Origin of the sequence: Citrobacter sp. MNAZ 1397 (assembly GCF_023613995.1) — a bacterium.
Taxonomy (GTDB): domain Bacteria; phylum Pseudomonadota; class Gammaproteobacteria; order Enterobacterales; family Enterobacteriaceae; genus Phytobacter; species Phytobacter ursingii.
Genome location: NZ_JAKIVH010000001.1, coordinates 2,281,248 through 2,307,282, shown reverse-complemented (window position 1 = coordinate 2,307,282; position 26,035 = coordinate 2,281,248). Strand labels below are relative to the sequence as shown.

20 protein-coding genes are annotated in these 26,035 nt (G+C 52.7%); 18 read left to right on the top strand and 2 right to left on the bottom strand.

All coding sequences use genetic code 11. From position 1 onward, the window contains the following. Positions 1 to 89 precede the first annotated feature (89 nt). Entirely contained in the window at positions 90 to 1,850 is a 1,761-nt protein-coding gene (gene ycaO / locus L2097_RS10840) for a 30S ribosomal protein S12 methylthiotransferase accessory factor YcaO (RefSeq protein ID WP_250352820.1), read from the bottom strand. A gap of 137 nt (positions 1,851 to 1,987) precedes the next feature. Here ycaO and L2097_RS10835 point away from each other — a divergent pair, with 137 nt between their 5' ends. The 14 genes from L2097_RS10835 to L2097_RS10770 all read left to right on the top strand — a co-directional run bounded on the left by L2097_RS10835 (position 1,988) and on the right by L2097_RS10770 (position 17,863). Beyond that, the gene (locus tag L2097_RS10835) at positions 1,988 to 2,680 is read left to right on the top strand and encodes a DUF421 domain-containing protein (protein WP_250352819.1); all 693 of its coding nucleotides are present in this window, start codon (positions 1,988 to 1,990) and stop codon (positions 2,678 to 2,680) included. A 162-nt stretch (positions 2,681 to 2,842) separates the two neighbouring features. Further along, positions 2,843 to 3,931, top strand: a complete 1,089-nt coding sequence (serC, locus tag L2097_RS10830) for a 3-phosphoserine/phosphohydroxythreonine transaminase (protein WP_085006016.1) — start codon at positions 2,843 to 2,845, stop codon at positions 3,929 to 3,931. Positions 3,932 to 4,001: 70 nt separating this feature from the next. Next, entirely contained in the window at positions 4,002 to 5,285 is a 1,284-nt protein-coding gene (gene aroA, locus L2097_RS10825; RefSeq protein ID WP_250352818.1) for a 3-phosphoshikimate 1-carboxyvinyltransferase, read from the top strand. 154 nt (positions 5,286 to 5,439) lie between these two features. Continuing rightward, on the top strand, positions 5,440 to 6,198 hold the full coding sequence (gene loiP, locus L2097_RS10820; protein ID WP_250352817.1) for a metalloprotease LoiP: 759 nt from the start codon (positions 5,440 to 5,442) through the stop codon (positions 6,196 to 6,198). A 171-nt stretch (positions 6,199 to 6,369) separates the two neighbouring features. Continuing rightward, the gene (gene cmk / locus L2097_RS10815) at positions 6,370 to 7,053 is read left to right on the top strand and encodes a (d)CMP kinase (protein ID WP_047371053.1); all 684 of its coding nucleotides are present in this window, start codon (positions 6,370 to 6,372) and stop codon (positions 7,051 to 7,053) included. A gap of 111 nt (positions 7,054 to 7,164) precedes the next feature. After that, a complete protein-coding gene (gene rpsA / locus L2097_RS10810) occupies positions 7,165 to 8,838 on the top strand; it encodes a 30S ribosomal protein S1 (RefSeq protein ID WP_047371052.1) in 1,674 nt (557 codons plus the stop codon). 217 nt (positions 8,839 to 9,055) lie between these two features. Next, entirely contained in the window at positions 9,056 to 9,343 is a 288-nt protein-coding gene (ihfB, locus tag L2097_RS10805; protein WP_039078549.1) for an integration host factor subunit beta, read from the top strand. 211 nt (positions 9,344 to 9,554) lie between these two features. Then, entirely contained in the window at positions 9,555 to 11,819 is a 2,265-nt protein-coding gene (locus L2097_RS10800; RefSeq protein WP_250352816.1) for a ComEC family protein, read from the top strand. 36 nt (positions 11,820 to 11,855) lie between these two features. Further along, positions 11,856 to 13,604, top strand: coding sequence for a lipid A ABC transporter ATP-binding protein/permease MsbA (gene msbA, locus L2097_RS10795; RefSeq protein WP_047371050.1), 1,749 nt, complete (start codon positions 11,856 to 11,858; stop codon positions 13,602 to 13,604). After that, entirely contained in the window at positions 13,601 to 14,578 is a 978-nt protein-coding gene (gene lpxK / locus L2097_RS10790) for a tetraacyldisaccharide 4'-kinase (protein ID WP_250352815.1), read from the top strand. The genes msbA and lpxK overlap by 4 nt, the downstream gene beginning before the upstream one ends. Before the next feature lie 42 nt (positions 14,579 to 14,620). After that, the gene (locus tag L2097_RS10785; RefSeq protein ID WP_250352814.1) at positions 14,621 to 15,850 is read left to right on the top strand and encodes a winged helix-turn-helix domain-containing protein; all 1,230 of its coding nucleotides are present in this window, start codon (positions 14,621 to 14,623) and stop codon (positions 15,848 to 15,850) included. A gap of 54 nt (positions 15,851 to 15,904) precedes the next feature. Beyond that, complete coding sequence (locus L2097_RS10780; RefSeq protein WP_039078554.1) at positions 15,905 to 16,087, top strand: Trm112 family protein; 183 nt, start codon at positions 15,905 to 15,907, stop codon at positions 16,085 to 16,087. Next, entirely contained in the window at positions 16,084 to 16,830 is a 747-nt protein-coding gene (gene kdsB / locus L2097_RS10775) for a 3-deoxy-manno-octulosonate cytidylyltransferase (RefSeq protein WP_047371047.1), read from the top strand. The genes L2097_RS10780 and kdsB overlap by 4 nt, the downstream gene beginning before the upstream one ends. Before the next feature lie 139 nt (positions 16,831 to 16,969). Continuing rightward, on the top strand, positions 16,970 to 17,863 hold the full coding sequence (locus L2097_RS10770) for a YcbJ family phosphotransferase (protein WP_047371046.1): 894 nt from the start codon (positions 16,970 to 16,972) through the stop codon (positions 17,861 to 17,863). On the opposite strand, the gene elyC is transcribed toward L2097_RS10770, so the two are convergent. Beyond that, the gene (elyC, locus tag L2097_RS10765; RefSeq protein WP_250352813.1) at positions 17,840 to 18,619 is read right to left on the bottom strand and encodes an envelope biogenesis factor ElyC; all 780 of its coding nucleotides are present in this window, start codon (positions 18,617 to 18,619) and stop codon (positions 17,840 to 17,842) included. The genes L2097_RS10770 and elyC overlap by 24 nt on opposite strands. Positions 18,620 to 18,736: 117 nt before the next feature. On the opposite strand from elyC, the gene cmoM reads away from it, so the two are divergent. Genes cmoM through mukB form a run of 4 tightly spaced genes read left to right on the top strand, consistent with a single transcriptional unit; the run spans position 18,737 to position 25,979 of the window. Then, positions 18,737 to 19,531, top strand: coding sequence for a tRNA uridine 5-oxyacetic acid(34) methyltransferase CmoM (cmoM, locus tag L2097_RS10760; RefSeq protein WP_250352812.1), 795 nt, complete (start codon positions 18,737 to 18,739; stop codon positions 19,529 to 19,531). Then, complete coding sequence (gene mukF, locus L2097_RS10755; RefSeq protein WP_047371043.1) at positions 19,524 to 20,846, top strand: chromosome partition protein MukF; 1,323 nt, start codon at positions 19,524 to 19,526, stop codon at positions 20,844 to 20,846. Before cmoM ends, mukF begins: the two co-directional genes overlap by 8 nt. Continuing rightward, a complete protein-coding gene (mukE, locus tag L2097_RS10750) occupies positions 20,827 to 21,531 on the top strand; it encodes a chromosome partition protein MukE (protein WP_047371042.1) in 705 nt (234 codons plus the stop codon). Before mukF ends, mukE begins: the two co-directional genes overlap by 20 nt. Next, complete coding sequence (gene mukB / locus L2097_RS10745) at positions 21,531 to 25,979, top strand: chromosome partition protein MukB (RefSeq protein WP_250352811.1); 4,449 nt, start codon at positions 21,531 to 21,533, stop codon at positions 25,977 to 25,979. Before mukE ends, mukB begins: the two co-directional genes overlap by 1 nt. Positions 25,980 to 26,035 lie beyond the last annotated feature (56 nt).

Sequence of the window (26,035 nt, the reverse complement as noted above, 5' to 3'; positions counted from 1 at the left end):
CGAAATATAAATAAAAAGGGGCAATGAAATTGCCCCGTAATATAACGTAGACCTGTGATTAAGCCTACAGATTGTCGTGTTACTTGTCGTTAATTCGACCAAAAGGCACGTTTGGCCCGTTGTAATTTTTCGTAAGCGGCTAACAACGCCTGATGCGCCGGGAACGCCTTCAACGACCCCTCCGCCGCCTGCAGACCATAGAAGGGCGCTTCACCGCTAAGTGCCGCGCTTGCAGCTTCAACCGCATCCGCGCCATACATGCGCACAAAAGCGTTCAGATATTGCAGCGGCTGGCGCTCTTCTTCCTGAGATAATTGCAGCAACGTTTGCAGGCAGCGGTAGTAATTGATGCGCTCAGCGGTGAATACCGAACCGTTGAATTCAATGGTCCACTCTGTCCAGGAGAGCGCCTGATCCAGGTCACCACCCGCCAGCGCGAGCATGGCTTTCAGTTCACCAATACGCAGCGTAAACCAGCCATTGTCTTTACCGGTCGCCATGCCAAGCAACTCACGTACGCGAGTGAAATCATCGTGGCCTTCTTCATCAAGCTGCTCGATAAGATTGAGATAATCTTCTTTTTCCCACTCGCTACCTGGCAGTGAGAGAATCGTTTCGCGCAGATGGCTACCCATGCTGTTGTTTGCCAGCCAGAGATCTTCTGCCGGATAAATATCGGACATACCCGGAACCAGAATACGGCAGGCATAGACGCCCAGATGCTCGTAGTCGGCGATGTACACTTCTTTATCTTCAGCCCTGAAGATAGCCATCAGGGTGGCAAACTCTTCTTCGGTTGTCCCGGCAAAGCTCCAGTCAGCAAACGGGTAGTCCGCATCTTGCTTAAAGAGGTCCCACGAGATCGAACCGCTGGAGTCGATAAAGTGCGTTTCGAGGTTGGTATGTTCTGCGACTTCTTCATCGTCAAACGTCGGCGGGGTAAAGACATCGAGATCTTTCAGGCTACGACCTTGCAGCAGTTCCGTCACGGTACGTTCCAGCGCCACGCCAAAGTCCGGATGTGCGCCGAAAGAGGCGAAGCAGGTACCGTTAGCCGGGTTAAACAGGACAACGCAAATGACCGGATATTGACCACCCAGCGATCCGTCATAAGCAAAGATCGGAAAACCTTCGGCTTCCAGCTTCTCAATGGATGCTACAACGCCTGGGTAACGTGCGAGAACATCTGCCGGGATTTCAGGCAAACTGATACGTTCGCTGATAATGCGGTTTTTAATATGACGTTCAAAAACCTCTGACAGTCCCTGTACGCGCGCTTCATTACGGGTATTACCCGCTGACATGCCATTAGATACATACAGGTTACCGACGATATTCATTGGAATATAGACGGTTTGTTCATCTGACTGGCGGGTAAAGGGGAGGGCGCAAATCCCGCGAGCTTCGTTGCCGGACTGCAGATCGATCAGCATACCTGCCGTCAGTTCGTTTTCCGGATCGTAAAATTCACGCAGGCGCGGATCGAGAATGCCTTCCGGCAGTGTGTCGTCTTCGGTCAGCGTGAACCACTTTTCATTCGGATAATGGACAAATGGACCGTTAGCCACGTCATCACCTAACCAAAAATCGGCAAAGAAATAGTTGGTGGACAGACGCTCAAAATATTCACCCAGCGCAGATGCCAGCGCTGCCTTTTTGGTTGCGCCTTTACCGTTGGTAAAGCACAGCGCGCAGTCTTTATCGCGAATATGCACGGACCAGACGTTAGGTACCGGGTTCAGCCAGGAGGCCTCTTCAATATTGAAGCCGAGGTCGAGCAGTTTTTGCTGGAAGCGAGCGATGGAATCTTCCAGTGCGGCGTCTTTGCCGGGGATATAGGTTTGCGTCATAGCAGTCACTTTTTTGTACGTAAAGCGGGCAATGATACGGGTTTTACGTGACTGACGCTATCTTTGGGGGCTGACCTGCGAAAATAAAACTTTTGACTATCATTAATGGATCTAACTTATTGTTCGGACATAAAAAAATGAAAGCGTTTGATCTCCACCGCATGGCGCTGGATAAGGTTCCTCTGGAGTTTCTTGGCGAAGTTGCGCTTCGTAGCCTTTATACCTTTGTTTTGGTCTTTATATTTCTCAAAATCACAGGGCGACGTGGTGTGCGTCAGATGTCGCTCTTTGAGGTATTGATCATTCTGACGTTAGGCTCAGCGGCAGGCGACGTTGCGTTTTATGACGATGTGCCAATGCTTCCGGTACTGGTGGTATTTGTTACCCTCGCGGTACTGTACCGCCTGGTGATGTGGTTCATGACGCACAGTGAGAAACTGGAAGATCTGCTGGAAGGAAAGCCCGCCATCATCATTCATGAAGGGGAATTTGTCTGGGAGAAATTAGATAAGCAGAACATGACGGAATTTGAATTCTTTATGGAGCTACGCATTCGCGGCGTTGATCATCTGGGACAGGTGAGGCTGGCCATCCTGGAGACCAATGGTCAACTGAGCGTCTTTTACTATACCGATGAAGATGTAAAACCGGGGCTGTGTATTTTACCGAAGGCGTTTTCTGAACGTTTCACTACCGTACCTGAGGCGGGAGACTACGCCTGTGTTCAATGCAGTAAAATCATGGTCATGCCGGCGGGCTGCCATCAATTGTGTCCACGCTGCGCAAATCCAGAATGGTCGAAGGCCAGCCGGGGAATTCGGGTAACGTGATAGCCATTATGTCGGTTTTATGACGATTAGGCGGAAGAATGTTTTGTGTGACAATGACCGCATTTTTCGGGTCATAAGTTTTAGACATTGCGGCGCGTGTCACTGAATGATAAAACCGATATCCACTGTTATAACTTATTGCTTTTAGCGTGGTGAGGGGAAATGGCTCAGGTCTTTAATTTCAGTTCAGGTCCGGCAATGTTACCGGCGGATGTGCTTAAACAGGCTCAACAGGAACTCTGTGACTGGCACGGTCTTGGTACATCGGTGATGGAAATCAGCCACCGTGGTAAAGAATTTATTCAGGTGGCTGAGGAAGCAGAAAAGGATTTTCGCGATCTGCTGAATATTCCCTCGAACTACAAAGTTTTGTTCTGCCATGGCGGTGGTCGTGGTCAGTTTGCCGGTATCCCGTTGAACATTCTGGGGAATAAAACCACTGCAGATTATGTTGATGCAGGTTACTGGGCGGCGAGTGCAATCAAAGAAGCAAAAAAATACTGCTCCCCAAATGTTATCGACGCAAAAATCTCTGTAGAGGGGCTGCGTGGCGTGAAGCCGATGAGCGAGTGGCAACTGAGCGATAACAGCGCTTACTTGCACTTCTGCCCGAACGAAACCATTGACGGTATTGCCATCAATGAAACGCCGAACTTTGCGTCCGATGTGGTGGTAACGGCAGATCTCTCTTCCACTATTCTGTCCACTCCGCTGGATGTTTCCCGCTACGGCGTGATTTATGCAGGTGCGCAGAAAAATATCGGCCCGGCAGGCTTAACGCTGGTTATCGTTCGTGAGGATCTGCTGGGTAAAGCGCATCAATCTTGCCCTTCCATTCTGGATTACACCATCCTTGCGCAAAACGATTCCATGTTTAACACGCCGCCGACGTTTGCCTGGTATCTGGCTGGCCTCGTCTTCAAATGGCTGAAAAACAATGGCGGCGTTGCAGCCATGGACCGTATTAATCAGCAAAAAGCTGACCTGCTGTACGGTGTGATTGATAAAAGTGATTTCTACCGTAACGATGTTGCCAAAGCGAACCGTTCTCGCATGAACGTTCCGTTCCAGTTGGCTGACAACGCGCTCGACAAAATTTTCCTGGAAGAGTCACTGGCGGCAGGGCTGCATGCACTGAAAGGCCACCGCGTTGTCGGTGGCATGCGTGCTTCTATCTATAACGCGATGCCGCTGGAAGGCGTAAAAGCGCTGACTGACTTTATGGCTGACTTTGAACGTCGCCACGGCTAAATTTGGCTTGCCTCATACCCCGTAGCCTGGCTGCGGGGTTTTTTATTCTGTTTGTTGAGAGTTGAGTTTTATGGAATCCCTGACGTTACAACCCATCGCGCGGGTAGATGGCACTATTAATCTGCCTGGTTCAAAAAGTGTTTCCAACCGCGCCTTGTTACTGGCCGCCTTCGCACAGGGCACCACCGTACTGACCAATCTTCTGGATAGCGACGATGTACGCCATATGCTCAATGCGCTCAGTGCGTTGGGAGTTTCCTTTACGCTGTCTGCGGATCGTACTCGCTGTGAAGTAACCGGCGTCGGCGGGCCGTTAACGACAGAAAAACCACTGGAGTTATTCTTGGGCAATGCAGGAACGGCAATGCGTCCGCTGGCAGCCGCGCTGTGCCTTGGCAGCAATGACATTGTCCTGACCGGCGAACCGCGCATGAAAGAGCGACCGATTGGCCATCTGGTGGATGCACTACGTCAGGGCGGCGCGCAGATTGATTATCTGGAACAGGAAAATTATCCGCCTCTGCGCCTGCGCGGCGGGTTCATCGGCGGCAGCGTTGAGGTTGACGGCAGCGTATCCAGCCAGTTTTTGACTGCATTGCTGATGACCGCTCCGCTTGCGACGCAAGATACCGTTATCTCCATTAAAGGAGACCTGGTTTCTAAACCCTATATCGATATTACGCTGCATCTGATGCACACCTTCGGTGTTGAAGTTGAAAATCAGCAATATCAGCGCTTTGTCGTGCGCGGTAATCAGCAGTATACCTCGCCCGGGCACTATCTTGTGGAAGGTGATGCTTCCTCTGCCTCTTATTTCCTTGCGGCCGGCGCGATTAAAGGCGGCACGGTGAAAGTCACCGGTATTGGTCGCAACAGCGTGCAGGGCGATATTCGTTTTGCCGATGTACTGGAAAAAATGGGGGCGGAGGTGGTATGGGGCGATGATTTTATTGCCTGTACGCACGGTGAGTTAAACGCCATTGATATGGATATGAACCATATTCCGGATGCGGCAATGACGATTGCGACGGCGGCGCTGTTTGCGCGTGGTACTACCACATTGCGTAACATCTATAACTGGCGCGTTAAAGAAACAGACCGTCTTTTTGCCATGGCGACAGAGCTTCGTAAAGTGGGCGCTGAGGTGGAAGAAGGCGAAGATTTTATTCGTGTGACCCCGCCTGCGCAGATCCAATACGCGGAAATTGGCACCTATAATGATCACCGTATGGCAATGTGCTTCTCGCTGGTGGCGCTATCGGATACCCCTGTCACTATCCTCGATCCGAAATGCACGACCAAAACCTTCCCTGACTACTTCGAGCAGCTGGCGCGTATCAGTACGCTGGGCTGATTCTTTTCCTGCAGTTTCTGACGCCGACATCTGTCGGCGTTGTAGATTTTTTCACCTTGCTGCCTTCTCCGTTGAATGCTATTTTTTGCGCATCAACTTATTTTAAGTTGATGATTTATATGTATTTTATATATTCAATCAACGGATGATTCACATGATAAATACAAAGAAATTCCTGGCATTAGCCGTGGCTGCGGTAGTGCTGGTAGGCTGTAAAAATATGAACGGGAATATGCTGGCAAGCTCAGGTGTTGCTGCCTTCAAAGCGGCGACATTATCGGATGCCGATGTCAAAGCGCTATCGAATGATGCCTGTAAGCAGATGGATGCCACCAACAAAGTGGCGGGCGCATCAAGTAAATATACAAAACGCCTGAATACAATCGCGAAAGCATTGGGTAACAATGCTGATGGCGCGCCCGTTAATTACAAAGTCTATCTGACGTCAGAAGTGAATGCGTGGGCAATGGCGAATGGTTGCGTCCGCGTTTACAGCGGCCTGATGGATCTGATGACAGATAACGAGGTTGAAGCGGTTCTGGGCCATGAACTGGGGCATGTGGCGCTGGGCCATTCGAAGAAAGCCATGCAGGCAGAATACGCGACGCTTGCCGCCCGTGACGCAATTTCTGCTACCAGCGGCGTTGCGGCCCAACTGTCCCACTCACAGTTGGGGGATTTGGCGAATGGCGTGATCAATTCCGCCTTTTCCCGCAGTCAGGAGTCGGATTCGGATGATTTTTCCTATGACTTGCTGAAAAAACGCGGCATTAAAACACAGGGGCTTGTGACCAGTTTTGAAAAACTGGCGAAAATGGGCTCCGGCCATGCAAAATCGTTATTTGATTCTCATCCGCCATCAGCGGAGCGCGCGCAGCATATTCGTGATCGTATCGCCGCAGATAAAAAGTAAATAATTGTCACTTTCGGGCTGGTATTCTTCCGGCCCTCTATAATTGCGCAAACCTTCTCCACTCAGAACGATTAATCCCGTTATTTATACCTGGTAGTAACGGTCATTGGCGTTGCAGCGTATAATGCGCGGCGTTCACGTTAACGGTATGCCTTTATGAAGGAGAAAAAGATGACGGCAATTGCCCCGGTAATCACCATTGATGGGCCTAGCGGTGCAGGGAAAGGCACTCTGTGCAAGGCAATGGCGGAAGCGTTGCAATGGCATCTACTGGATTCAGGCGCAATCTATCGTGTGCTGGCGCTGGCCGCGCTGCACCACCATGTTGATGTCACCTCAGAAGACGTACTGGTCCCGCTGGCAGCGCATCTCGACGTACGATTTGTCTCGACTGACGGCAACCTTGAAGTGATCCTTGAAGGTGAGGACGTGAGCGGTGAGATCCGTACGCAAGAGGTCGCTAATGCGGCATCGCAGGTTGCGGCGTTCCCTCGGGTACGTGAGGCGTTGTTACGTCGTCAGCGCGCTTTTCGCGAAGCGCCGGGCCTCATTGCAGACGGCCGCGATATGGGGACCGTCGTATTCCCTGATGCGCCAGTGAAAATTTTCCTTGACGCTTCCTCGCAAGAGCGTGCGCACCGCCGCATGCTACAGTTGCAGGAAAAGGGGTTTAGTGTTAATTTTGATCGCCTTTTATCCGAGATAAAAGAGCGCGATGACCGCGATCGCAACCGCGCCGTCGCCCCACTTGTTCCTGCAGAAGATGCCTTAGTGCTGGATTCTACCAGTTTAACTATTGAGCAAGTGATTGAAAAAGCGCTACAATATGCGCGCCAAAAACTGGCACTCGCGTAATTGCGACAGAATTAGCAGTACCCCCGCTGCAAAGGATTGACGGCGGGTATGTGAAACAACCCCATCCGGCACGGAGCCAGGTGGACGTTAATATTAACCTGAAGATTAAACATGACTGAATCTTTTGCTCAACTGTTTGAAGAATCCTTAAAAGAAATCGAAACCCGCCCGGGTTCCATCGTTCGTGGTGTTGTTGTTGCTATCGACAAAGACGTAGTACTGGTTGACGCCGGTCTGAAATCTGAGTCTGCCATTCCGGCTGAGCAGTTCAAAAACGCCCAGGGCGAACTGGAAATCCAGGTTGGCGACGAAGTTGACGTTGCTCTGGATGCAGTAGAAGACGGCTTCGGTGAAACCCTGCTGTCCCGTGAAAAAGCTAAACGTCACGAAGCGTGGATCACGCTGGAAAAAGCGTACGAAGAAGCTGAAACTGTTACCGGTGTTATCAACGGCAAAGTCAAAGGCGGCTTCACTGTTGAGCTGAACGGTATTCGCGCGTTCCTGCCGGGTTCTCTGGTAGACGTTCGTCCGGTTCGCGACACGCTGCACCTGGAAGGCAAAGAGCTTGAATTCAAAGTCATCAAGCTGGACCAGAAGCGTAACAACGTTGTTGTTTCTCGTCGTGCCGTTATCGAATCCGAGAACAGCGCAGAACGTGATCAACTGCTGGAAAACCTGCAGGAAGGCATGGAAGTTAAAGGTATCGTTAAGAACCTCACTGACTACGGTGCATTCGTTGATCTGGGTGGCGTTGACGGCCTGCTGCACATCACCGATATGGCATGGAAACGCGTTAAGCATCCGAGCGAAATCGTAAACGTTGGCGACGAAATCACTGTTAAAGTGCTGAAGTTCGACCGCGAGCGTACCCGTGTATCTCTGGGCCTGAAACAACTGGGCGAAGATCCGTGGGTTGCTATCGCTAAACGTTACCCGGAAGGTACTAAACTGACCGGTCGTGTAACCAACCTGACCGATTACGGCTGCTTCGTTGAAATCGAAGAAGGCGTTGAAGGCCTGGTACACGTTTCCGAAATGGACTGGACCAACAAAAACATCCACCCATCCAAAGTTGTTAACGTTGGTGATGTAGTGGAAGTTATGGTTCTGGATATCGACGAAGAACGTCGTCGTATCTCTCTGGGCCTGAAACAGTGCAAAGCTAACCCGTGGCAGCAGTTCGCGGAAACCCACAACAAGGGTGACCGTGTTGAAGGTAAAATCAAGTCTATCACTGACTTCGGTATCTTCATCGGCCTGGACGGCGGCATCGACGGTCTGGTTCACCTGTCTGACATCTCCTGGAACGTTGCAGGCGAAGAAGCAGTTCGTGAATACAAAAAAGGCGACGAAATCGCAGCGGTTGTTCTGCAGGTTGACGCAGAGCGTGAACGTATCTCCCTGGGCGTTAAACAGCTCGCAGAAGATCCGTTCAACAACTACGTTGCTCTGAACAAGAAAGGCGCGATCGTCACCGGTAAAGTCACTGCAGTTGACGCGAAAGGCGCAACCGTAGAACTGGCTGACGGTGTTGAAGGTTACCTGCGTGCTTCTGAAGCATCCCGTGACCGCGTTGAAGACGCAACTCTGGTTCTGAGCGTAGGCGACGACGTTGAAGCTAAATTCACCGGCGTTGACCGTAAAAACCGTGTAGTAAGCCTGTCTGTTCGTGCTAAAGACGAAGCTGACGAGAAAGATGCTATCGCAACTGTTAACAACAAACAGGAAGACGGTAACTTCTCCAACGCTATGGCAGAAGCCTTCAAAGCAGCTAAAGGCGAGTAATATTTCGCCATACTTTGGACTGCCAGACGGCTGTTAGTACATCGCCTCGGTAAATCACCGGGGCGATATTGCAAAGCAACCGTGTCTGACACGCGAAGTATGATGAGTATACTTGACAGATTACAGATTTCGTCCTGTAATCAAGCACAAAGGGCGGCTACGGCCGCCCTTGTTCAAGCTGTTAAGCTAATTTGCCTTGAAGGAAACCGGAGGAATCATGACCAAGTCAGAATTGATTGAAAGACTTGCCAGCCAGCAATCGCACATTCCCGCGAAAGCCGTGGAAGATGCGGTCAAAGAGATGCTGGAGCATATGGCCTCTACTCTTGCCCAGGGTGAGCGTATTGAGATCCGCGGTTTCGGCAGTTTTTCTCTGCACTATCGTGCACCCCGCACCGGACGTAATCCGAAAACGGGCGATAAAGTGGATCTGGAAGGGAAATACGTTCCACACTTTAAGCCGGGTAAAGAATTGCGTGACCGCGCCAATATTTATGAAGGTTAAGTTTCAATCTGTATTGAAACCTAATCATCGTGAAAAGCACCGACAGGTGCTTTTTTCATTTCTGCCCCCAGAGCCGTGGAAGACTGCTCGCATAATGCCTGTCTTTGGCTGCAAGTTCGTTTAAATCTGCCCACCTTCGCCGCAAAACAAGAAAATCATGCCAGACGGCTTGCGCAACGCCGGTCACACTTACCGCAACAAGGAGGTGGGCATGCCATTACCTGCGCTAGCGTTTTCCCTGAACGTAGGCATATTGCCACTATTATTTCTCCCAGTACTGCCTGAAATTGAACATGTCTGGATGATAATTGTTGCAGGGTGCCTGCTTGCCAGCAGACATCAGCGCTACATTCGTTATACCGGTTTTACGGTGCTGTTTTTCGCCTGGGGATTGTTAGCAGCATTGCAGGCTATCTGGCCAACTCAACATTTGCCGGGGGCGAATCGGCAGGTGAGGGTGGTGATAACCGGAACCGATCATGCAACAACACACTACGCTGAGATCACCCATCTGGACGGTAAGCGCATCATTCCTGCAGCAGGCATAACGCTCTACGGCGAATATTTGCCGCAGCCTGTGTGTGTTGGCCAGCAGTGGGATATGACTATCAGAGCGCGGCCTGTACACGGGCAACTGAATGATGGAGGATTTGATACTCAGCGTCATGCACTGTCGTCGCATTTACCGCTGACGGGTCGCTTCATTAATGCGCAGATTGCGGATGCCCAATGTAGCTGGCGCGGTCAGTACCTGGATTCGCTGAGCACGCAACTGGAAGCGTACCCCTGGAGGGCAGTCATTCTGGCGCTGGGGCTTGGCGAGCGTTCTGCATTGGATCGCGAGGTGAAAGATATTATGCGTCAGACGGGGACTGCCCATCTGATGGCGATATCCGGTCTGCATATTGCGCTAACGGCAATGCTTGGCGTGTTACTGGCAAGAGGGGTGCAGCGCTTTTTCCCCGCAAGACGAATTAACTGGCATTTACCGTTACTGATTGGCGTGGTCAGTGCTATCAGTTACGCCGGATTGACGGGAATGCAACCACCCGCTTTTCGAACGACGCTGTCCATTGGAATATGGGCGGCGCTACGTCTGTCGGGACGCCAGTGGACACCGTGGCAGGTTTGGCTGTGCTGCATTGCTGGCATACTGTTTATCGATCCTGTCGCTGTCTTGTCGCAAAGTTTATGGCTGTCTGCATTCGCCGTCGCGGCGCTGATCTTTTGGTATCAATGGCTCCCATTACGGATACACACTCTGTGCAGGTGGCAGCGGATTCTCATCGACCTTCTTTATATCCAGGCTGGCATGACATTATTGCTAATGCCGCTGCAGATTTTGTCTTTTCACGGTCTTAGCCTGAGCTCAATGGCGGCAAATTTAATTGCTGTACCGTTGGTTACTTTTATCACTGTCCCACTCGTCCTTTTCGGGATGCTACTGCATCCAACCGGCCTGCAAAGTGTTGAGGCAGTTGTCTGGTATCTGGCTGATGGTTCTCTTGCGATTCTGTTCTGGTTTCTGCAACGCCTGCCGAACGGTTGGCTTGATGTGGATGCACGCTGGCTTGGGTTAGCCTGGCTCCCCTGGCTTTTTCTTGTCATGGGAAAATTGCACTGCTGGCGCTCCTTTCCTGCAATCGGTTTTACAGCAATCATTCTACTGCTGTTCCCTTTTCGTCCGACCCAGCGCGACGGTGACTGGGCTGTTCATATGCTTGATGTAGGCCAGGGGCTGGCGATGGTCATTGAGCGCAATGGTAAGGCTATTCTGTACGACACCGGGCTTGCCTGGCCTGGCGGGGACAGCGCGCAGCAACTGATTACGCCCTGGTTACGTTGGCATCATCTGCAACCGGAGGGCATTATCCTCAGCCATGATCATCTTGATCATCGCGGTGGGCTTAATACGCTTCTCATCGACTGGCCATCGCTTTGGGTTAAAAGCCCATTAGGCTGGGCTGGTCATCAGCCCTGCTTTCGCGGTGAAAGCTGGCAATGGCAAGGGCTGACCTTCACAGCGCACTGGCCACTCAGAGATGCGCAAATGAAAGGAAATGATCGCTCATGCGTGGTCAAAGTTGATGACGGACAACAAAGCATACTGCTTACGGGAGATATTGAAACCGCAGGGGAAATGGGGATGATGAGCCATTACTGGCAGCATCTCCAGGCTACACTTATCCAGGTGCCTCATCATGGCAGCACCACTTCATCCTCGCTTCCTTTTATTCAAAGGGTTAATGGAACGGTCGCGCTGGTGTCTGCATCGCGTTACAACAACTGGCGTTTGCCGTCGGCAAAAGTGCAAAAACGCTATCAGCAACAGGCGTACCGGTGGTTTGATACACCTCATCATGGACAAATAACTGCCTTATTCTCGCGGCAAGGTTGGAAAATCTTGAGTTTACGTGAGCAAATTTTCCCACGTTGGTATCATCAGTGGTTTGGCGTACCTGGAGATAACGGGTAGAATATGCGGCTATTTCAACAAGTGCTGGTTTTTTGAATGCATAACGACAAAGATCTCTCAACATGGCAGACATTCCGCCGACTTTGGCCCATCATTGCGCCGTTTAAAACGGGTTTGATCGTGTCGGGAGTAGCGTTAATCCTCAACGCCGCCAGCGATACATTTATGTTATCGCTTCTCAAACCATTACTGGATGATGGTTTTGGTAAAACGGACCGCTCAGTGTTGCTGTGGATGCCACTGGTGGTTATCGGGCTGATGATTTTACGCGGCATCACCAGCTATATTTCTAGCTACTGTATTTCATGGGTTTCAGGCAAAGTGGTGATGACCATGCGCCGCCGCCTCTTTGGTCATATGATGGGGATGCCCGTATCCTTCTTTGACAAACAATCTACCGGGACACTCCTGTCCCGCATTACCTATGACTCTGAACAGGTCGCTTCTTCTTCTTCCAGTGCGCTGATCACTGTGGTACGTGAAGGGGCATCTATCATCGGTCTGTTTGTGATGATGTTCTATTACAGCTGGCAATTGTCCGCCATTTTGATTGTGCTTGCGCCGATCGTTTCTTTTGCTATTCGCGTTGTGTCAAAGCGTTTTCGCAATATCAGTAAAAATATGCAAAACACGATGGGGCAGGTGACGACCAGTGCCGAGCAGATGCTGAAAGGGCATAAAGAAGTGCTGATGTTTGGTGGTCAGAGCGTCGAGACCAGCCGTTTTGAGAAAGTCAGCAATAAGATGCGTCTGCAGGGAATGAAAATGGTGTCGGCGTCTTCAATATCCGATCCAATCATTCAGCTTATCGCTTCGCTGGCGCTGGCCTTTGTGCTTTATGCTGCAAGCTTCCCAAGCGTGATGGACACATTGACCGCCGGGACCATCACCGTGGTGTTCTCCTCCATGATCGCGCTGATGCGTCCACTGAAATCGTTGACCAACGTCAACGCGCAGTTTCAGCGCGGGATGGCGGCCTGCCAGACGTTATTCGCTATCCTCGATAGCGAGCAGGAAAAAGATGAAGGTACGTTGGTTATTGAACGAGCAAAAGGTGACGTTGAGTTCCGTGATGTCACTTTTACTTATCCGGGGCGCGAGACGCCTGCGTTACGTAATATCAATCTGAGCATTCCGGCAGGGAAAACAGTGGCGCTGGTGGGGCGTTCAGGGTCAGGGAAATCGACCATGGCAAGCCTCATCACGCGCTTCTATGACATTGATAAAGGCCAGATCCTGATGGATGGTCATGACCTGCGTGAGTATAAGCTGACGTCACTGCGTAACCAGGTTGCACTGGTCTCGCAAAACGTGCACCTCTTCAACGATACCGTGGCAAATAATATTGCTTATGCCCGTACGGAAGAGTACAGCCGTGAGCAGATCGAACAGGCGGCGAAAATGGCCTATGCCATGGATTTCATCAATAAGATGGACAATGGTCTGGACACCATTATCGGTGAAAACGGCGTATTGCTTTCCGGCGGCCAGCGTCAGCGTATTGCGATTGCTCGTGCGCTGCTGCGTGACAGCCCTATCCTTATCCTGGACGAGGCAACATCGGCACTGGATACGGAATCAGAGCGTGCGATTCAGGCGGCGCTCAATGAATTGCAGAAAAACCGTACCTCACTGGTGATTGCCCACCGCCTTTCTACGATCGAACAGGCAGATGAAATCGTGGTGGTAGAAGATGGGCGCATCGTTGAGCGTGGAAGCCATAGCGAGCTTCTGGCGCAGCGCGGTGTTTATGCGCAGTTGCATAAAATGCAGTTTGGCGAATGATTGCGCGCATCTGGTCCGGCGAATCACCGCTGTGGCTGCTGTTATTGCCGCTGTCCTGGCTCTATGGTCTGGTCAGCGGCATTATTCGTTTGTGCTGGCGGATGGGGTTAAAAAAAGCCTGGCGCGCACCCGTTCCCGTGGTCGTGGTCGGCAATCTGACCGCGGGCGGCAATGGCAAAACGCCGGTGGTTGTCTGGTTGGTTGAACAATTACAGCAGCGCGGTATCAGGGTCGGGGTAGTTTCCAGAGGGTATGGCGGTAAAGCCGCACACTACCCGCTGCTACTCACGCCTGAAACCACGACCGCCGAGGCGGGAGATGAGCCGGTGCTTATTTTTCAACGTACAGGGGCACCTGTCGCTGTGTCTCCCGCCAGGGTCGATGCCGTCAAAGCGCTTCTGACCGCTTCGCCAGTGCAGCTGATCGTTACCGACGACGGCTTGCAGCATTATCGCCTGCATCGTGATAAAGAAATTGTTGTTATTGATGGCGTGCGGCGTTTTGGCAACGGTTGGTGGCTTCCTGCAGGGCCGATGCGTGAACGGGCATCCCGACTTAAATCCGTCGATGCTGTGATCACGAACGGTGGTATTGCTCAGCCTGGCGAGATAGCCATGCGATTGCAGCCAGGGCTGGCCGTGAATTTGCTCACTGGTGAGCGCCGCAGTGTCAATGCGTTGCAAAATCTGGTTGCGATGGCCGGCATTGGTCATCCTCCGCGTTTCTTTGCTACGCTGCATGAAGCCGGTGCGCATCCGGTGAAAACCGTTGCCCTGGCCGATCACCAGGCGCTTTCCCCGCAGGATGTCTCAGCACTGATTGAGCCGGATCAAACACTTATCATGACGGAAAAAGATGCCGTCAAGTGTCGCCCCTTTGCGGAGCAAAACTGGTGGTATCTGCCTGTGGATGCGCATCTTGAGGATAAGCGAGCAGAGAAGTTGTTGCAGGAACTCTTAATTCTGGTGCGCTGACACTCTTGTCGGGGCGCGCCGTGTTCTACAACCGGGAAGCCTATGTCTGTGCCACAAATCACGCTGCAAACTGCCCGTCATCTTCACCTCGCTGCTCAGGGGTTACTGAGAAAACCATCCCGTCGCGCCACCCCTGGTGACGTCCTGAAGACAATTCAGCGTATGTCATTGCTGCAAATTGATACCATCAACATTGTGGCACGTAGCCCCTATCTGGTGTTATTCAGCCGTCTTGGCAAATATCCTGCGCAATGGCTTGATGACGCGCTGAAAAATGGCGATCTGATGGAATACTGGGCGCACGAGGCCTGTTTTTTACCGCGCAGCGATTTTGCCTTATTCCGTCACCGTATGCTTGCCCCTGATAAGATGGGCTGGAAATATCGCCAGGCGTGGATGCAAGAGCATGCGCAGGAAATTGAGGCGCTCGTCGCACATATTCAGCAAAATGGCCCCGTTCGGTCGGCTGATTTTGAACATCCGCGTAAAGGGGCCAGCGGCTGGTGGGAATGGAAGCCACATAAGCGCCATCTTGAAGGGTTGTTTACCGCAGGGAAAGTGATGGTTATCGAGCGTCGCAATTTCCAGCGCGTTTATGATCTCACCCATCGGGTGATGCCAGACTGGAATGACGAACGCGACTTATTGACGCAGGTAGAAGCCGAGCACCTTATGCTTGAAAAAAGTGCGCGTAGTCTGGGCCTCTTTCGTGCCGAATGGCTTGCGGACTATTACCGTCTGCGCCGACCTGCGTTACCACTGCTGCTTGAGCGCCTGGAGGAAGAGGGCAAGATTGTCCCGGTGGACGTCGAAAAACTGGGCCCCGCCTGGCTACATACAGACCTTTTGTCACAGCTTGACCTCGCGACCGTTGGAAAACTGACAGCAACGCATAGCGCTGTGCTCTCACCTTTCGACCCGGTCGTGTGGGATCGCAAACGGGCGGAGCAATTGTTTGATTTTAGCTATCGTCTGGAGTGCTATACGCCTGCGCCAAAACGCCAGTACGGTTATTTTGTGCTGCCGCTGCTGCATCGTGGCCGTCTGGTCGGGCGAATGGATGCCAAAATGCATCGCAAAGCGTCGATACTGGAGGTCATTGCGCTCTACCTTGAAAACGGTGTAAAACCGGGGCGCACGCTTGAAAAAGGGCTCATCAACGCAATTGGTGATTTTGCGCACTGGCAAGGTGCACAGCGGGTTACCTTTGGGTCTCTGCCGGAAGGGCTTTTTATTGATCATCGCCAGGGGCTGGAAATAGACGCAGCCTGACCACTGAATATGTTAAAATTTACGGATCACGCGTCAGGTTCATCAGGAGGAAATATGGATCATCGGTTACTGGAAATCATTGCCTGCCCGGTTTGTAACGGCAAACTCTATTACAGCCAGGATAAACAAGAATTGATTTGTAAAGTGGATAGCCTCGCTTATCCCGTGCGCGAGGGCATTCCTGTACTGCTGGAAAACGAAGCCCGTTCATTAACAGAAGAAGAGAGTCGGCCATGAGTTTCGTTGTCATTATTCCAGCGCGTTATGCGTCCACCCGTTTACCAGGAAAACCCCTGGTTGATATCAATGGGAAACCCATGGTGGTGCATGTGCTGGAACGTGCTCGTGAGTCAGGGGCGGCGCGCGTGATTGTTGCGACCGACAATACTGATGTTGCGCGTGCGGTAGAAGCAGCGGGGGGAGAGGTCTGCATGACCCGCGCCGATCATCACTCCGGAACGGAGCGCCTGGCCGAAGTCGTCGAAAAATGTGGTTTCAGCGATGATACCGTGATCGTCAATGTGCAAGGTGATGAACCGATGATCCCGCCGGCGATTATTCGTCAGGTAGCTGAAAACCTGGCCGCGCGCGACATCGGTATGGCTACGCTGGCCGTGCCGATTCATCATGCCGAAGAAGCATTTAACCCTAACGCGGTGAAAGTGGTGACCGACGCGCAAGGTTATGCGCTCTATTTCTCCCGGGCAACCATCCCGTGGGATCGCGACCGTTTTGCGGCTTCTCGTGAGACAATTGGCGATACTTTCCTGCGTCATATCGGTATTTACGGCTATCGCGCCGGTTTTATCCGCCGTTATGTAAACTGGGAAGCCAGTCCGCTGGAAAATATCGAAATGCTGGAGCAGCTGCGCGTACTGTGGTACGGCGAGAAAATCCACGTGGCCGTAGCGACGGAAGTTCCCGGTACGGGCGTTGATACGCAGGAAGATCTGGTGCGCGTGCGCGCTGAAATGCGTTAATTTCCCTTCTTAGTCCCCTCGCTCTGAGGGGATTTGCGTTTTTCCCGCAAATTCTCGTAATGATTTGATCTCATCAGGGTGACATCCCGGCATCCGGCGCTCATTATAAAAGCAGTAGTCTTCATGAGGGCAATCTGATATGGAACAACTGCGCGCTGAATTGAGCCACCTGCTGGGTGAAAAGCTGAGCCGCATGGAATGTGTCAGCGAGAGACCTGATACAACGTTATGGTCCTTGTATGACAGCCAGGGAAATCCGATGCCGCTACTGGCGAGGAGTTTTTCCACCCCTGGCCTTGCACGTCAACTGGCATGGAAAATCTCAATGCTGGCACGCAGTGGTACGGTACGTATGCCTGTCGTGTATGGCGTAATGACCCATGAAGAGCATCCAGGGCCAGATGTCCTGCTAATGGAACGCTTGCGCGGCGTACCGGTGGAAGCGCCTGCACGTACCCCCGAACGCTGGGAGCATCTGAAAGATCAAATCGTGGAAGGGCTATTGTCCTGGCACAGACAGGACAGCCATGGCTGTGTGGGAATGGTGGACAATACGCAGGAGAATATCTGGCCCTCCTGGTATCGCCAGCGGGTAGAAGTGCTATGGACCACTCTGAATCAGTACCATAATACGGGGCTCACGATGCAGGATAAACGTATCCTGTTCCGCACCAGGGAGTGCCTGCCGTCGCTGTTCGAAGGTTTTAACGACAACTGTGTGCTGGTGCACGGCAACTTCAACCTGCGTAGTATGTTGAAAGATGCCCGAAGCGATCAGCTTCTGGCTATGGTTGGGCCGGGCATTATGCTCTGGGCACCACGAGAATATGAGCTGTTCCGCCTGGCGGATGGCCCCCTGGCTGAAGGCTTGTTCTGGCATTACCTTCAGCGGGCGCCCGTTGCGGAATCCTTCATGTGGCGACGCTGGCTCTACCTGCTGTGGGATGAAGTGGCGAACCTGGTAAATACGGGCCACTTCAGTCGCCCCAGTTTTGACCTGGCGTCTAAGTCACTCCTGCCCTGGCTGGCCTGAGTCACCTTTCAACCATTGCCAAATCCGTCCAAGCGTTTCATACCCCACCCGGTCGCTGTGCATGAGCCAGACCGGGGAAGGGATGACGCGTTCCCACGGATTAAGAGGGGAAACGATAGCCATCTGGTTCGCGGGAGCGGGAAGAGGATGCAGCCCTGCATTACGGAAGAAAACCATTGCTCTGGGCATATGCGATGCGGATGTCACCAGTAAAAAGGGGACATCGCCAATGGCCTGCCTGACTGCTGTGGCTTCCTCTTCGGTATCTTTCGGTGAATCCAGGGTGATGATATCGCTGCGCGGAACGCCCAGGCTCTCTGCCACTCTGGCCCCGGCTTCTGCTGTACTGACCGGGTTCGTTTTTGCCGCCGCCCCCGTAAAGATCAATTTCGCCCCTGGGTTCAGATGCAACAGACGAATGCCTTCATTCAAACGTGGCAGGCTGTTATTAATAAGATTTGAGCTGGGCGCCCATGCGTCATTCCAGGTATATCCGCCCCCCAGTATCACGATATATTTAACCTTTTCTTCGCCGTGCCAGGTGGGATAACTGTCCTCGATGGGTTTGAGCATGTTATCCGCGACGGGTTGCAAACTCAGTAGCAGAAGAACCAACCAGCTTGCGCTGATAATACCTTTGCCTGTTTTCTGCCAGCGGCTGAACCAGACGAGCAATAGCCCAATTCCAATCAATATGAGCAACGCAGGCAGCGGCAGCATCAGGCCGCCAATGTATTTCTTGAGCGTAAAAAGCACGCGTCCGTCTCCTTTTTAACCATACAGCAGGCGTTTTGCGTGGATCTTACACCAGATGGGTTCATTCTGAGCACGGCTGTGACAAAATAGCGGTTTTGTCAGGATCGCGGAGCGGCCATGCAGGATCGTAATTTCGACGACATCGCGGAAAAATTCTCCCGCAATATCTATGCCACGACCAAAGGTCAACTGCGTCAGGCGATCCTCTGGCAGGATTTGGACAGAGTTCTTGCCGAAGTAGGCGATCGCACGCTTCGTGTACTGGATGCGGGCGGCGGCGAAGGGCAAACTGCGATTCGCATGGCCGAACGTGGTCATCATGTGACGCTGTGCGATGTGTCGCAGGAGATGATTACGCGTGCTACCGCAGCTGCAGAAGAGAAAGGTGTGAGCGGTAACATGCATTTTGTACAATGCCCTGCTCAGGACATTGCGCAACATTTGGAATCGCCTGTCGATCTGATATTGTTCCATGCTGTGCTCGAATGGGTCGCCGAACCGGTGGACGTTTTGCGAACATTGTGGTCGTTTTTGAAGCCCGGAGGGACGTTGTCGCTGATGTTTTACAACGCTAACGGCCTGTTGATGCACAATATGGTGGCGGGGAATTTCGACTATGTGCTGGCAGGTATGCCGAAAAAGAAAAAGCGCACACTGTCCCCGGATTATCCGCGAAATCCGGATGACGTCTATAGCTGGCTGAGTGCGATTGGCTGGCAGATCACGGGGAAAACGGGGGTTCGGGTCTTTCACGATTACCTGCGCGAAAAACACCAACAACGTGACTGTTTTGACTCCTTGCTTGAACTTGAAACGCAATATTGTCGTCAGGAGCCGTATATCAGCCTGGGGCGTTATATCCATGTGACCGCGCTCAAGCCGCAGAGAGATGAAAGGATGAACGATGAGTGAATTTTCCCAGACAGTTCCCGAACTGGTTGCCTGGGCCAGGAAAAACGATTTCTCTATCACGCTTCCGGTAGACAGATTGTCGTTTTTGCTGGCGGTTGCCACGCTGAACGGTGAACGCCTGGACGGCGAAATGAGCGAAGGAGAGCTTGTTGATGCGTTTCGCCACGTCAGCGATGCATTTGAACAAAGCGGCGAAACCATTGCTCAGCGTGCGAACAATGCCATAAACGATATGGTGCGTCAGCGCCTGTTAAACCGTTTTACCAGCGAACTGGCTGACGGTAATGCCATTTATCGTCTGACGCCGCTCGGCATTGGTATTACCGATTACTATATTCGCCAGCGCGAGTTTTCGACGCTGCGCCTGTCCATGCAGTTATCTATCGTGGCGGGAGAGCTGAAACGTGCTGCTGATGCCGCAGATGAAGGTGGGGATGAATTCCACTGGCATCGTAATGTCTATGCGCCGTTGAAATACTCGGTGGCTGAAATTTTTGACAGCATCGATCTCACCCAGCGTGTGATGGATGAGCAGCAGCAGTTAGTCAAAGATGATATCGCGCAATTATTGAATAAAGATTGGCGTGCGGCTATCTCAAGTTGTGAGCTGTTACTCTCCGAAACCTCCGGTACGCTGCGTGAATTGCAGGATACGCTGGAGGCGGCCGGGGATAAGCTGCAGGCTAACTTGTTACGTATCCAGGATGCGACGCTGGCGCATAACGATCTGGAGTTTGTTGACCGACTGGTTTTTGATTTACAGAGCAAGCTGGACCGCATTGTCAGTTGGGGACAACAGGCTATCGATTTATGGATTGGCTATGATCGCCACGTCCACAAGTTTATTCGTACCGCTATCGATATGGATAAAAACCGCGTTTTTGCCCAGCGTTTACGCCAGTCAGTCCAGGCCTTCTTCGATTCACCCTGGGCGCTGACCTACGCCAATGCCGACAGGCTACTGGATATGCGCGATGAAGAGATTGCGTTGAGCGATGCCGAGGTCACAGGTGAGCTTCCGCCTGACCTGGAGTATGAAGAGTTCAACGAAATCCGCGAACAACTTGCGGCCATGATCGAAGAACAGTTGGCGATATATAAAACCAGACAAGCTCCACTGGATCTTGGGCTGGTTGTACGCGAATATCTGGCGCGGTACCCGCGCGCGCGGCATTTTGATATCGCGCGGATCGTCATTGATCAGGCGGTACGCCTCGGCGTAGCGCAAGCAGATTTCACCGGCCTGCCAGCTAAATGGCAGCCGATTAATGATTACGGAGCCAAGGTACAGGCGCATGTCATTGACAAATATTGAACAAGTGATGCCGATCAAATTGGCCCAGGCGCTGGCTAACCCACTCTTTCCGGCACTCGACAGCGCGTTGCGCTCAGGTCGCCATATTGGGCTTGATGAGCTGGATAACCACGCCTTTTTAATGGATTTCCAGGAATTTCTGGAGGAGTTTTACGGACGTTACAACGTTGAGTTAATCCGTGCGCCGGAAGGTTTTTTCTACCTGCGTCCACGTTCAACGACGCTGATCCCGCGCTCCGTGCTGTCTGAACTGGACATGATGGTCGGTAAGATCCTTTGTTACCTCTATCTCAGCCCGGAACGTCTGGCCAATGAAGGCATCTTCACGCAGCAAGAGCTGTATGACGAGCTGCTGACGCTCGCCGATGAAACCAAACTGTTGAAGCTGGTGAATAACCGTTCAACAGGTTCTGACCTGGATCGCCAAAAATTACAGGAAAAAGTGCGCTCCTCCCTGAACCGCCTGCGTCGTCTCGGCATGATTTGGTTTATGGGTAACGACAGTAGCAAGTTTCGTATTACCGAGTCTGTTTTCCGCTTCGGCGCGGATGTGCGTACCGGAGACGATGCGCGTGAAGCCCAGCGGCGTTTGATCCGTGACGGTGAAGCCATGCCTGTTGAAAATCACCTGCAGCTCAATGATGAGAATGAAGACAATCAGCCGGATAGTGGAGAGGAAGAATAATGATTGATCGCGGTAAATTTCGCTCACTGACGCTGATTAACTGGAACGGTTTTTTTGCCCGTACGTTTGACCTGGACGAACTGGTGACCACCTTGTCCGGAGGTAACGGTGCTGGTAAATCCACCACCATGGCGGCGTTCGTCACCGCGCTTATCCCGGACTTAACGCTGCTGCATTTCCGTAACACCACTGAGGCTGGCGCGACGTCCGGCTCTCGCGACAAAGGTCTGCACGGTAAACTGAAAGCCGGGGTCTGCTACTCCGTTCTGGATGTGATCAACTCTCGTCATCAGCGTGTGCTGGTGGGGGTGCGCCTGCAGCAAGTGGCTGGTCGCGATCGTAAGGTCGACATCAAACCGTTCGCTATTCAGGGGCTACCTACTGCTGTTCAACCGACACAACTGCTGACAGAAACGCTTAATGAGCGTCAGGCGCGGGTGCTGCCGCTGCAGGAAGTGAAGGATAAGCTGGAGGCGATGGAAGGGGTGCAGTTTAAGCAGTTCAACTCCATCACCGATTATCACTCTTTAATGTTCGATCTGGGCATCGTGGCACGCCGCCTGCGCTCAGCATCGGACCGTAGCAAATTCTACCGCCTTATCGAAGCGTCACTGTATGGCGGTATCTCCAGTGCGATCACCCGTTCGCTGCGTGACTATCTGTTGCCGGAAAATAGCGGCGTACGTAAAGCTTTCCAGGACATGGAAGCGGCGTTGCGAGAAAACCGCATGACGCTGGAAGCGATTCGCGTTACCCAGTCGGATCGTGATCTGTTCAAGCATTTAATCAGTGAAGCGACCAACTATGTGGCGGCGGATTATATGCGCCATGCCAACGAACGACGTATTCATCTCGATCAGGCGCTGACATTCCGTCGCGATCTGTTCAGTTCACGGCAAAAGCTGGCGGCTGAGCAATACAAACACGTCGATATGGCACGCGAGCTGGCAGAACACAGCGGGGCAGAAGGCGATCTTGAGGCTGACTATCAGGCCGCCAGCGATCACCTGAACCTGGTACAGACCGCGCTGCGCCAGCAGGAAAAAATTGAGCGCTACGCATCGGATCTGGATGAACTGCAAATCCGCCTTGAAGAACAAAATGAAGTAGTGGCGGAAGCGGTCGATCAGCAGGAAGAGAACGAAGCGCGCGCCGAGGCCGCTGAACTGGAAGTGGATGAGCTGAAAAACCAGCTTGCCGACTACCAACAGGCTCTGGATGTGCAGCAAACCCGCGCGATTCAGTACAACCAGGCACAACAGGCCCTACAGCGCGCCAAAGAACTTTGTCAGCTACCTGACCTGACGGCAGAAACGGCGGACGAATGGCTGGAAACCTTCCAGGCGAAAGAGCAAGAAGCCACAGAGAAACTCCTGTCGCTTGACCAACGTATGAGCGTGGCACAAACCGCGCACAGCCAGTTTGAGCAAGCTTACCAGTTGGTCGTCGCTATCAATGGTCCGCTGGCCCGTGATGAAGCCTGGGATGTCGCCCGTGACCTTTTACGTGAAGGGGTAAACCAGCGCCATCTGGCGGAACAGGCGCCATCGCTACGTGCGCGTCTGAACGAACTGGAACAACGTCTGCGTGAGCAACAGGATGCTGAACGCATGCTGGCGGAATTCTGCAGGCGGCAGAATAAACAGTACGACGCCGACGAACTTGAGTCTCTGCATCATGAGCTGGAGGCGCAAATCGCCGCGCTTTCCGAAAATGTGGCAATGGCTGGCGAGCAGCGTCTGGCGCTACGCCAGGAGCTGGAACAGCTACAGTCACGTATTCAAACGCTGACCCAGCGCGCACCGATTTGGCTGGCAGCGCAAAGCAGCCTGACCCAGTTGTGTGAGCAGAGCGGCGAGCAATTTGAATCCGGTCAGCAAGTGACGGAGTACCTGCAACAACTGCTGGAGCGTGAACGCGAAGCGATTGTCGAGCGTGATGAAGTCGGGGCGCGTAAGCGAGCCGTGGACGAAGAAATCGAGCGTCTGAGTCAGCCGGGCGGCTCAGAGGACGGGCGTCTGAATACGCTGGCAGAACGCTTTGGCGGTGTGCTGCTCTCTGAGATTTACGATGATGTCAGCCTGGAAGATGCGCCGTATTTCTCCGCTTTATACGGCCCATCACGTCATGCGATTGTGGTCCCTGACCTTTCCCTTATTGCTGAACAGCTTGAAGGTCTGGAAGATTGTCCGGAAGACCTCTATCTGATTGAAGGCGATCCACAGTCTTTTGATGACAGTGTGTTCAGCGTCGATGAGCTGGAAAAAGCGGTGGTGGTTAAGATCGCCGATCGCCAGTGGCGTTACTCCCGTTTCCCGTCGGTGCCGCTGTTTGGTCGCGCTGCACGTGAAAGCCGTATCGAAGGGCTTCACACTGAGCGTGAAGAGCTTGCTGAGCGTTTTGCCACATTATCATTCGACGTACAGAAAACGCAGCGCCTGCATCAGGCCTTCAGCCGTTTTATCGGTAGTCATCTGGCCGTCGCGTTTGATGCAGACCCGGAAGCCGAAATACGCACTCTCAGTGGCCGCCGTGGCGAACTGGAACGCGCGCTGAGCAATCATGAAAATGATAACCAGCAAAACCGCATGCAGTTCGAGCAGGCGAAAGAAGGGGTCGCTCAGCTTAACCGCCTGCTGCCGCGCCTGAGCCTGCTGGCAGACGAAACGCTTGCCGATCGCGTTGATGAAATCCAGGAGCGTCTGGACGAAGCGCAGGAAGCGGCGCGTTTTGTTCAGCAGTTTGGCAACCATCTGGCGAAACTGGAGCCGATCGTCTCTGTACTGCAAAACGATCCGGAACAGTATGAGCAATTGAAAGAAGATTATGCCTATTCCCAGCAAGTGCAACGTGAAGCACGCCAGCAGGCATTTGCGCTAACCGAAGTTGTGCAACGTCGGGCGCACTTTAGCTATTCCGATTCTGCGGAAATGCTCAGCGGGAATAACGATCTCAACGAGAAGCTGCGTCAGCGGCTTGAGCAGGCAGAACGTGAACGTAGCCGTACGCGTGAGGCGCTGCGTAGTCATGCTGCCCAGCTCAGTCAGTACAATCAGGTATTGGCATCGCTGAAAAGCTCATTCGATACCAAGAAAGAGCTGCTCAACGATTTGCAAAAAGAGCTGCAGGAAATTGGTGTCCGGGCCGACAGCGGTGCTGAGGAGCGCGCGCGAATTCGTCGTGACGAGCTGCATGCTCAGTTGTCAGGCAATCGCGCTCGTCGCAATCAACTGGAAAAAGCGCTGACCTTCTGCGAAGCGGAAATGGATAACCTGACCCGTGCGTTGCGTCGCCTTGAACGTGATTATCACGAGATGCGCGAACAGGTCGCCACGGCGAAAGCGGGCTGGTGTGCGGTGATGCGGATGGTGAAAGATAACGGCGTTGAACGTCGTTTGCATCGTCGTGAGCTGGCTTATCTTTCTGCAGATGAACTGCGTTCCATGTCGGATAAGGCGCTAGGCGCGCTGCGTCTCGCCGTGGCGGACAACGAGCATCTGCGCGATGTGCTACGTATGTCGGAAGATCCGAAACGCCCGGAACGTAAGATCCAATTCTTTGTCGCGGTCTACCAACATCTGCGTGAGCGTATCCGTCAGGATATTATTCGTACTGACGATCCGGTAGAGGCTATCGAACAGATGGAGATTGAACTCAGCCGATTGACGGAAGAGTTGACCTCCCGCGAGCAGAAACTGGCGATCAGCTCACGTAGCGTGGCGAATATCATTCGCAAGACGATTCAGCGTGAGCAGAACCGTATTCGTCAACTTAACCAGGGGTTGCAAAGCGTCTCCTTCGGTCAGGTACACAGCGTCCGTTTGAATGTTAACGTGCGTGAAAGCCATGCCATGCTGTTGACGGTGCTGTCTGAGCAGCATGAACAGCATCAGGACCTGTTTAACAGCAATCGCCTGACCTTCTCAGAAGCGCTGGCGAAACTGTATCAACGCCTGAACCCGCAAATCGATCTGGGCCAGCGCACGCCGCAAACCATTGGTGAAGAGCTGCTTGATTACCGCAACTACCTGGAGATGGAAGTGGAAGTCAATCGTGGTTCGGATGGTTGGCTGCGTGCGGAATCCGGGGCGTTGTCGACCGGTGAGGCCATCGGTACCGGGATGTCTATCCTGGTGATGGTCGTCCAGAGCTGGGAAGACGAGGCGCGGCGTCTGCGTGGTAAAGATATTTCCCCATGCCGCCTGTTGTTCCTCGACGAGGCAGCACGTCTGGATGCCCGCTCCATCGCAACATTGTTTGAACTCTGCGAACGCCTTGAAATGCAACTGATTATTGCAGCGCCGGAGAACATCAGTCCGGAAAAAGGCACCACGTATAAACTGGTGCGTAAAGTCTTTCAGAACCACGAGCATGTTCACGTTGTGGGTCTGCGTGGCTTCGCGGCTCAGCTACCGGAGACATTACCCGGGACGGCAGACGCGTCTTAGCGATTCACCTAAAAAATGAGGGCGGCAGAGATGCCGCCCTTTTTCTTTTCTGAAAC

What these genes read in the sequence shown, in the direction of transcription:
- L2097_RS10770 (WP_047371046.1), top strand. Translation starts at nt 16,970, where the DNA reads ATGGAACAACTGCGCGCTGAATTGAGCCACCTGCTGGGTGAAAAGCTG.
- mukF (WP_047371043.1), top strand. Translation starts at nt 19,524, where the DNA reads ATGAGTGAATTTTCCCAGACAGTTCCCGAACTGGTTGCCTGGGCCAGG.
- mukE (WP_047371042.1), top strand. Translation starts at nt 20,827, where the DNA reads ATGTCATTGACAAATATTGAACAAGTGATGCCGATCAAATTGGCCCAG.
- ihfB (WP_039078549.1), top strand. Translation starts at nt 9,056, where the DNA reads ATGACCAAGTCAGAATTGATTGAAAGACTTGCCAGCCAGCAATCGCAC.
- L2097_RS10800 (WP_250352816.1), top strand. Translation starts at nt 9,555, where the DNA reads ATGCCATTACCTGCGCTAGCGTTTTCCCTGAACGTAGGCATATTGCCA.
- lpxK (WP_250352815.1), top strand. Translation starts at nt 13,601, where the DNA reads ATGATTGCGCGCATCTGGTCCGGCGAATCACCGCTGTGGCTGCTGTTA.
- msbA (WP_047371050.1), top strand. Translation starts at nt 11,856, where the DNA reads ATGCATAACGACAAAGATCTCTCAACATGGCAGACATTCCGCCGACTT.
- rpsA (WP_047371052.1), top strand. Translation starts at nt 7,165, where the DNA reads ATGACTGAATCTTTTGCTCAACTGTTTGAAGAATCCTTAAAAGAAATC.
- aroA (WP_250352818.1), top strand. Translation starts at nt 4,002, where the DNA reads ATGGAATCCCTGACGTTACAACCCATCGCGCGGGTAGATGGCACTATT.
- loiP (WP_250352817.1), top strand. Translation starts at nt 5,440, where the DNA reads ATGATAAATACAAAGAAATTCCTGGCATTAGCCGTGGCTGCGGTAGTG.
- serC (WP_085006016.1), top strand. Translation starts at nt 2,843, where the DNA reads ATGGCTCAGGTCTTTAATTTCAGTTCAGGTCCGGCAATGTTACCGGCG.
- ycaO (WP_250352820.1), bottom strand. Translation starts at nt 1,850, where the DNA reads ATGACGCAAACCTATATCCCCGGCAAAGACGCCGCACTGGAAGATTCC.
- L2097_RS10835 (WP_250352819.1), top strand. Translation starts at nt 1,988, where the DNA reads ATGAAAGCGTTTGATCTCCACCGCATGGCGCTGGATAAGGTTCCTCTG.
- mukB (WP_250352811.1), top strand. Translation starts at nt 21,531, where the DNA reads ATGATTGATCGCGGTAAATTTCGCTCACTGACGCTGATTAACTGGAAC.
- cmoM (WP_250352812.1), top strand. Translation starts at nt 18,737, where the DNA reads ATGCAGGATCGTAATTTCGACGACATCGCGGAAAAATTCTCCCGCAAT.
- L2097_RS10785 (WP_250352814.1), top strand. Translation starts at nt 14,621, where the DNA reads ATGTCTGTGCCACAAATCACGCTGCAAACTGCCCGTCATCTTCACCTC.
- kdsB (WP_047371047.1), top strand. Translation starts at nt 16,084, where the DNA reads ATGAGTTTCGTTGTCATTATTCCAGCGCGTTATGCGTCCACCCGTTTA.
- cmk (WP_047371053.1), top strand. Translation starts at nt 6,370, where the DNA reads ATGACGGCAATTGCCCCGGTAATCACCATTGATGGGCCTAGCGGTGCA.
- L2097_RS10780 (WP_039078554.1), top strand. Translation starts at nt 15,905, where the DNA reads ATGGATCATCGGTTACTGGAAATCATTGCCTGCCCGGTTTGTAACGGC.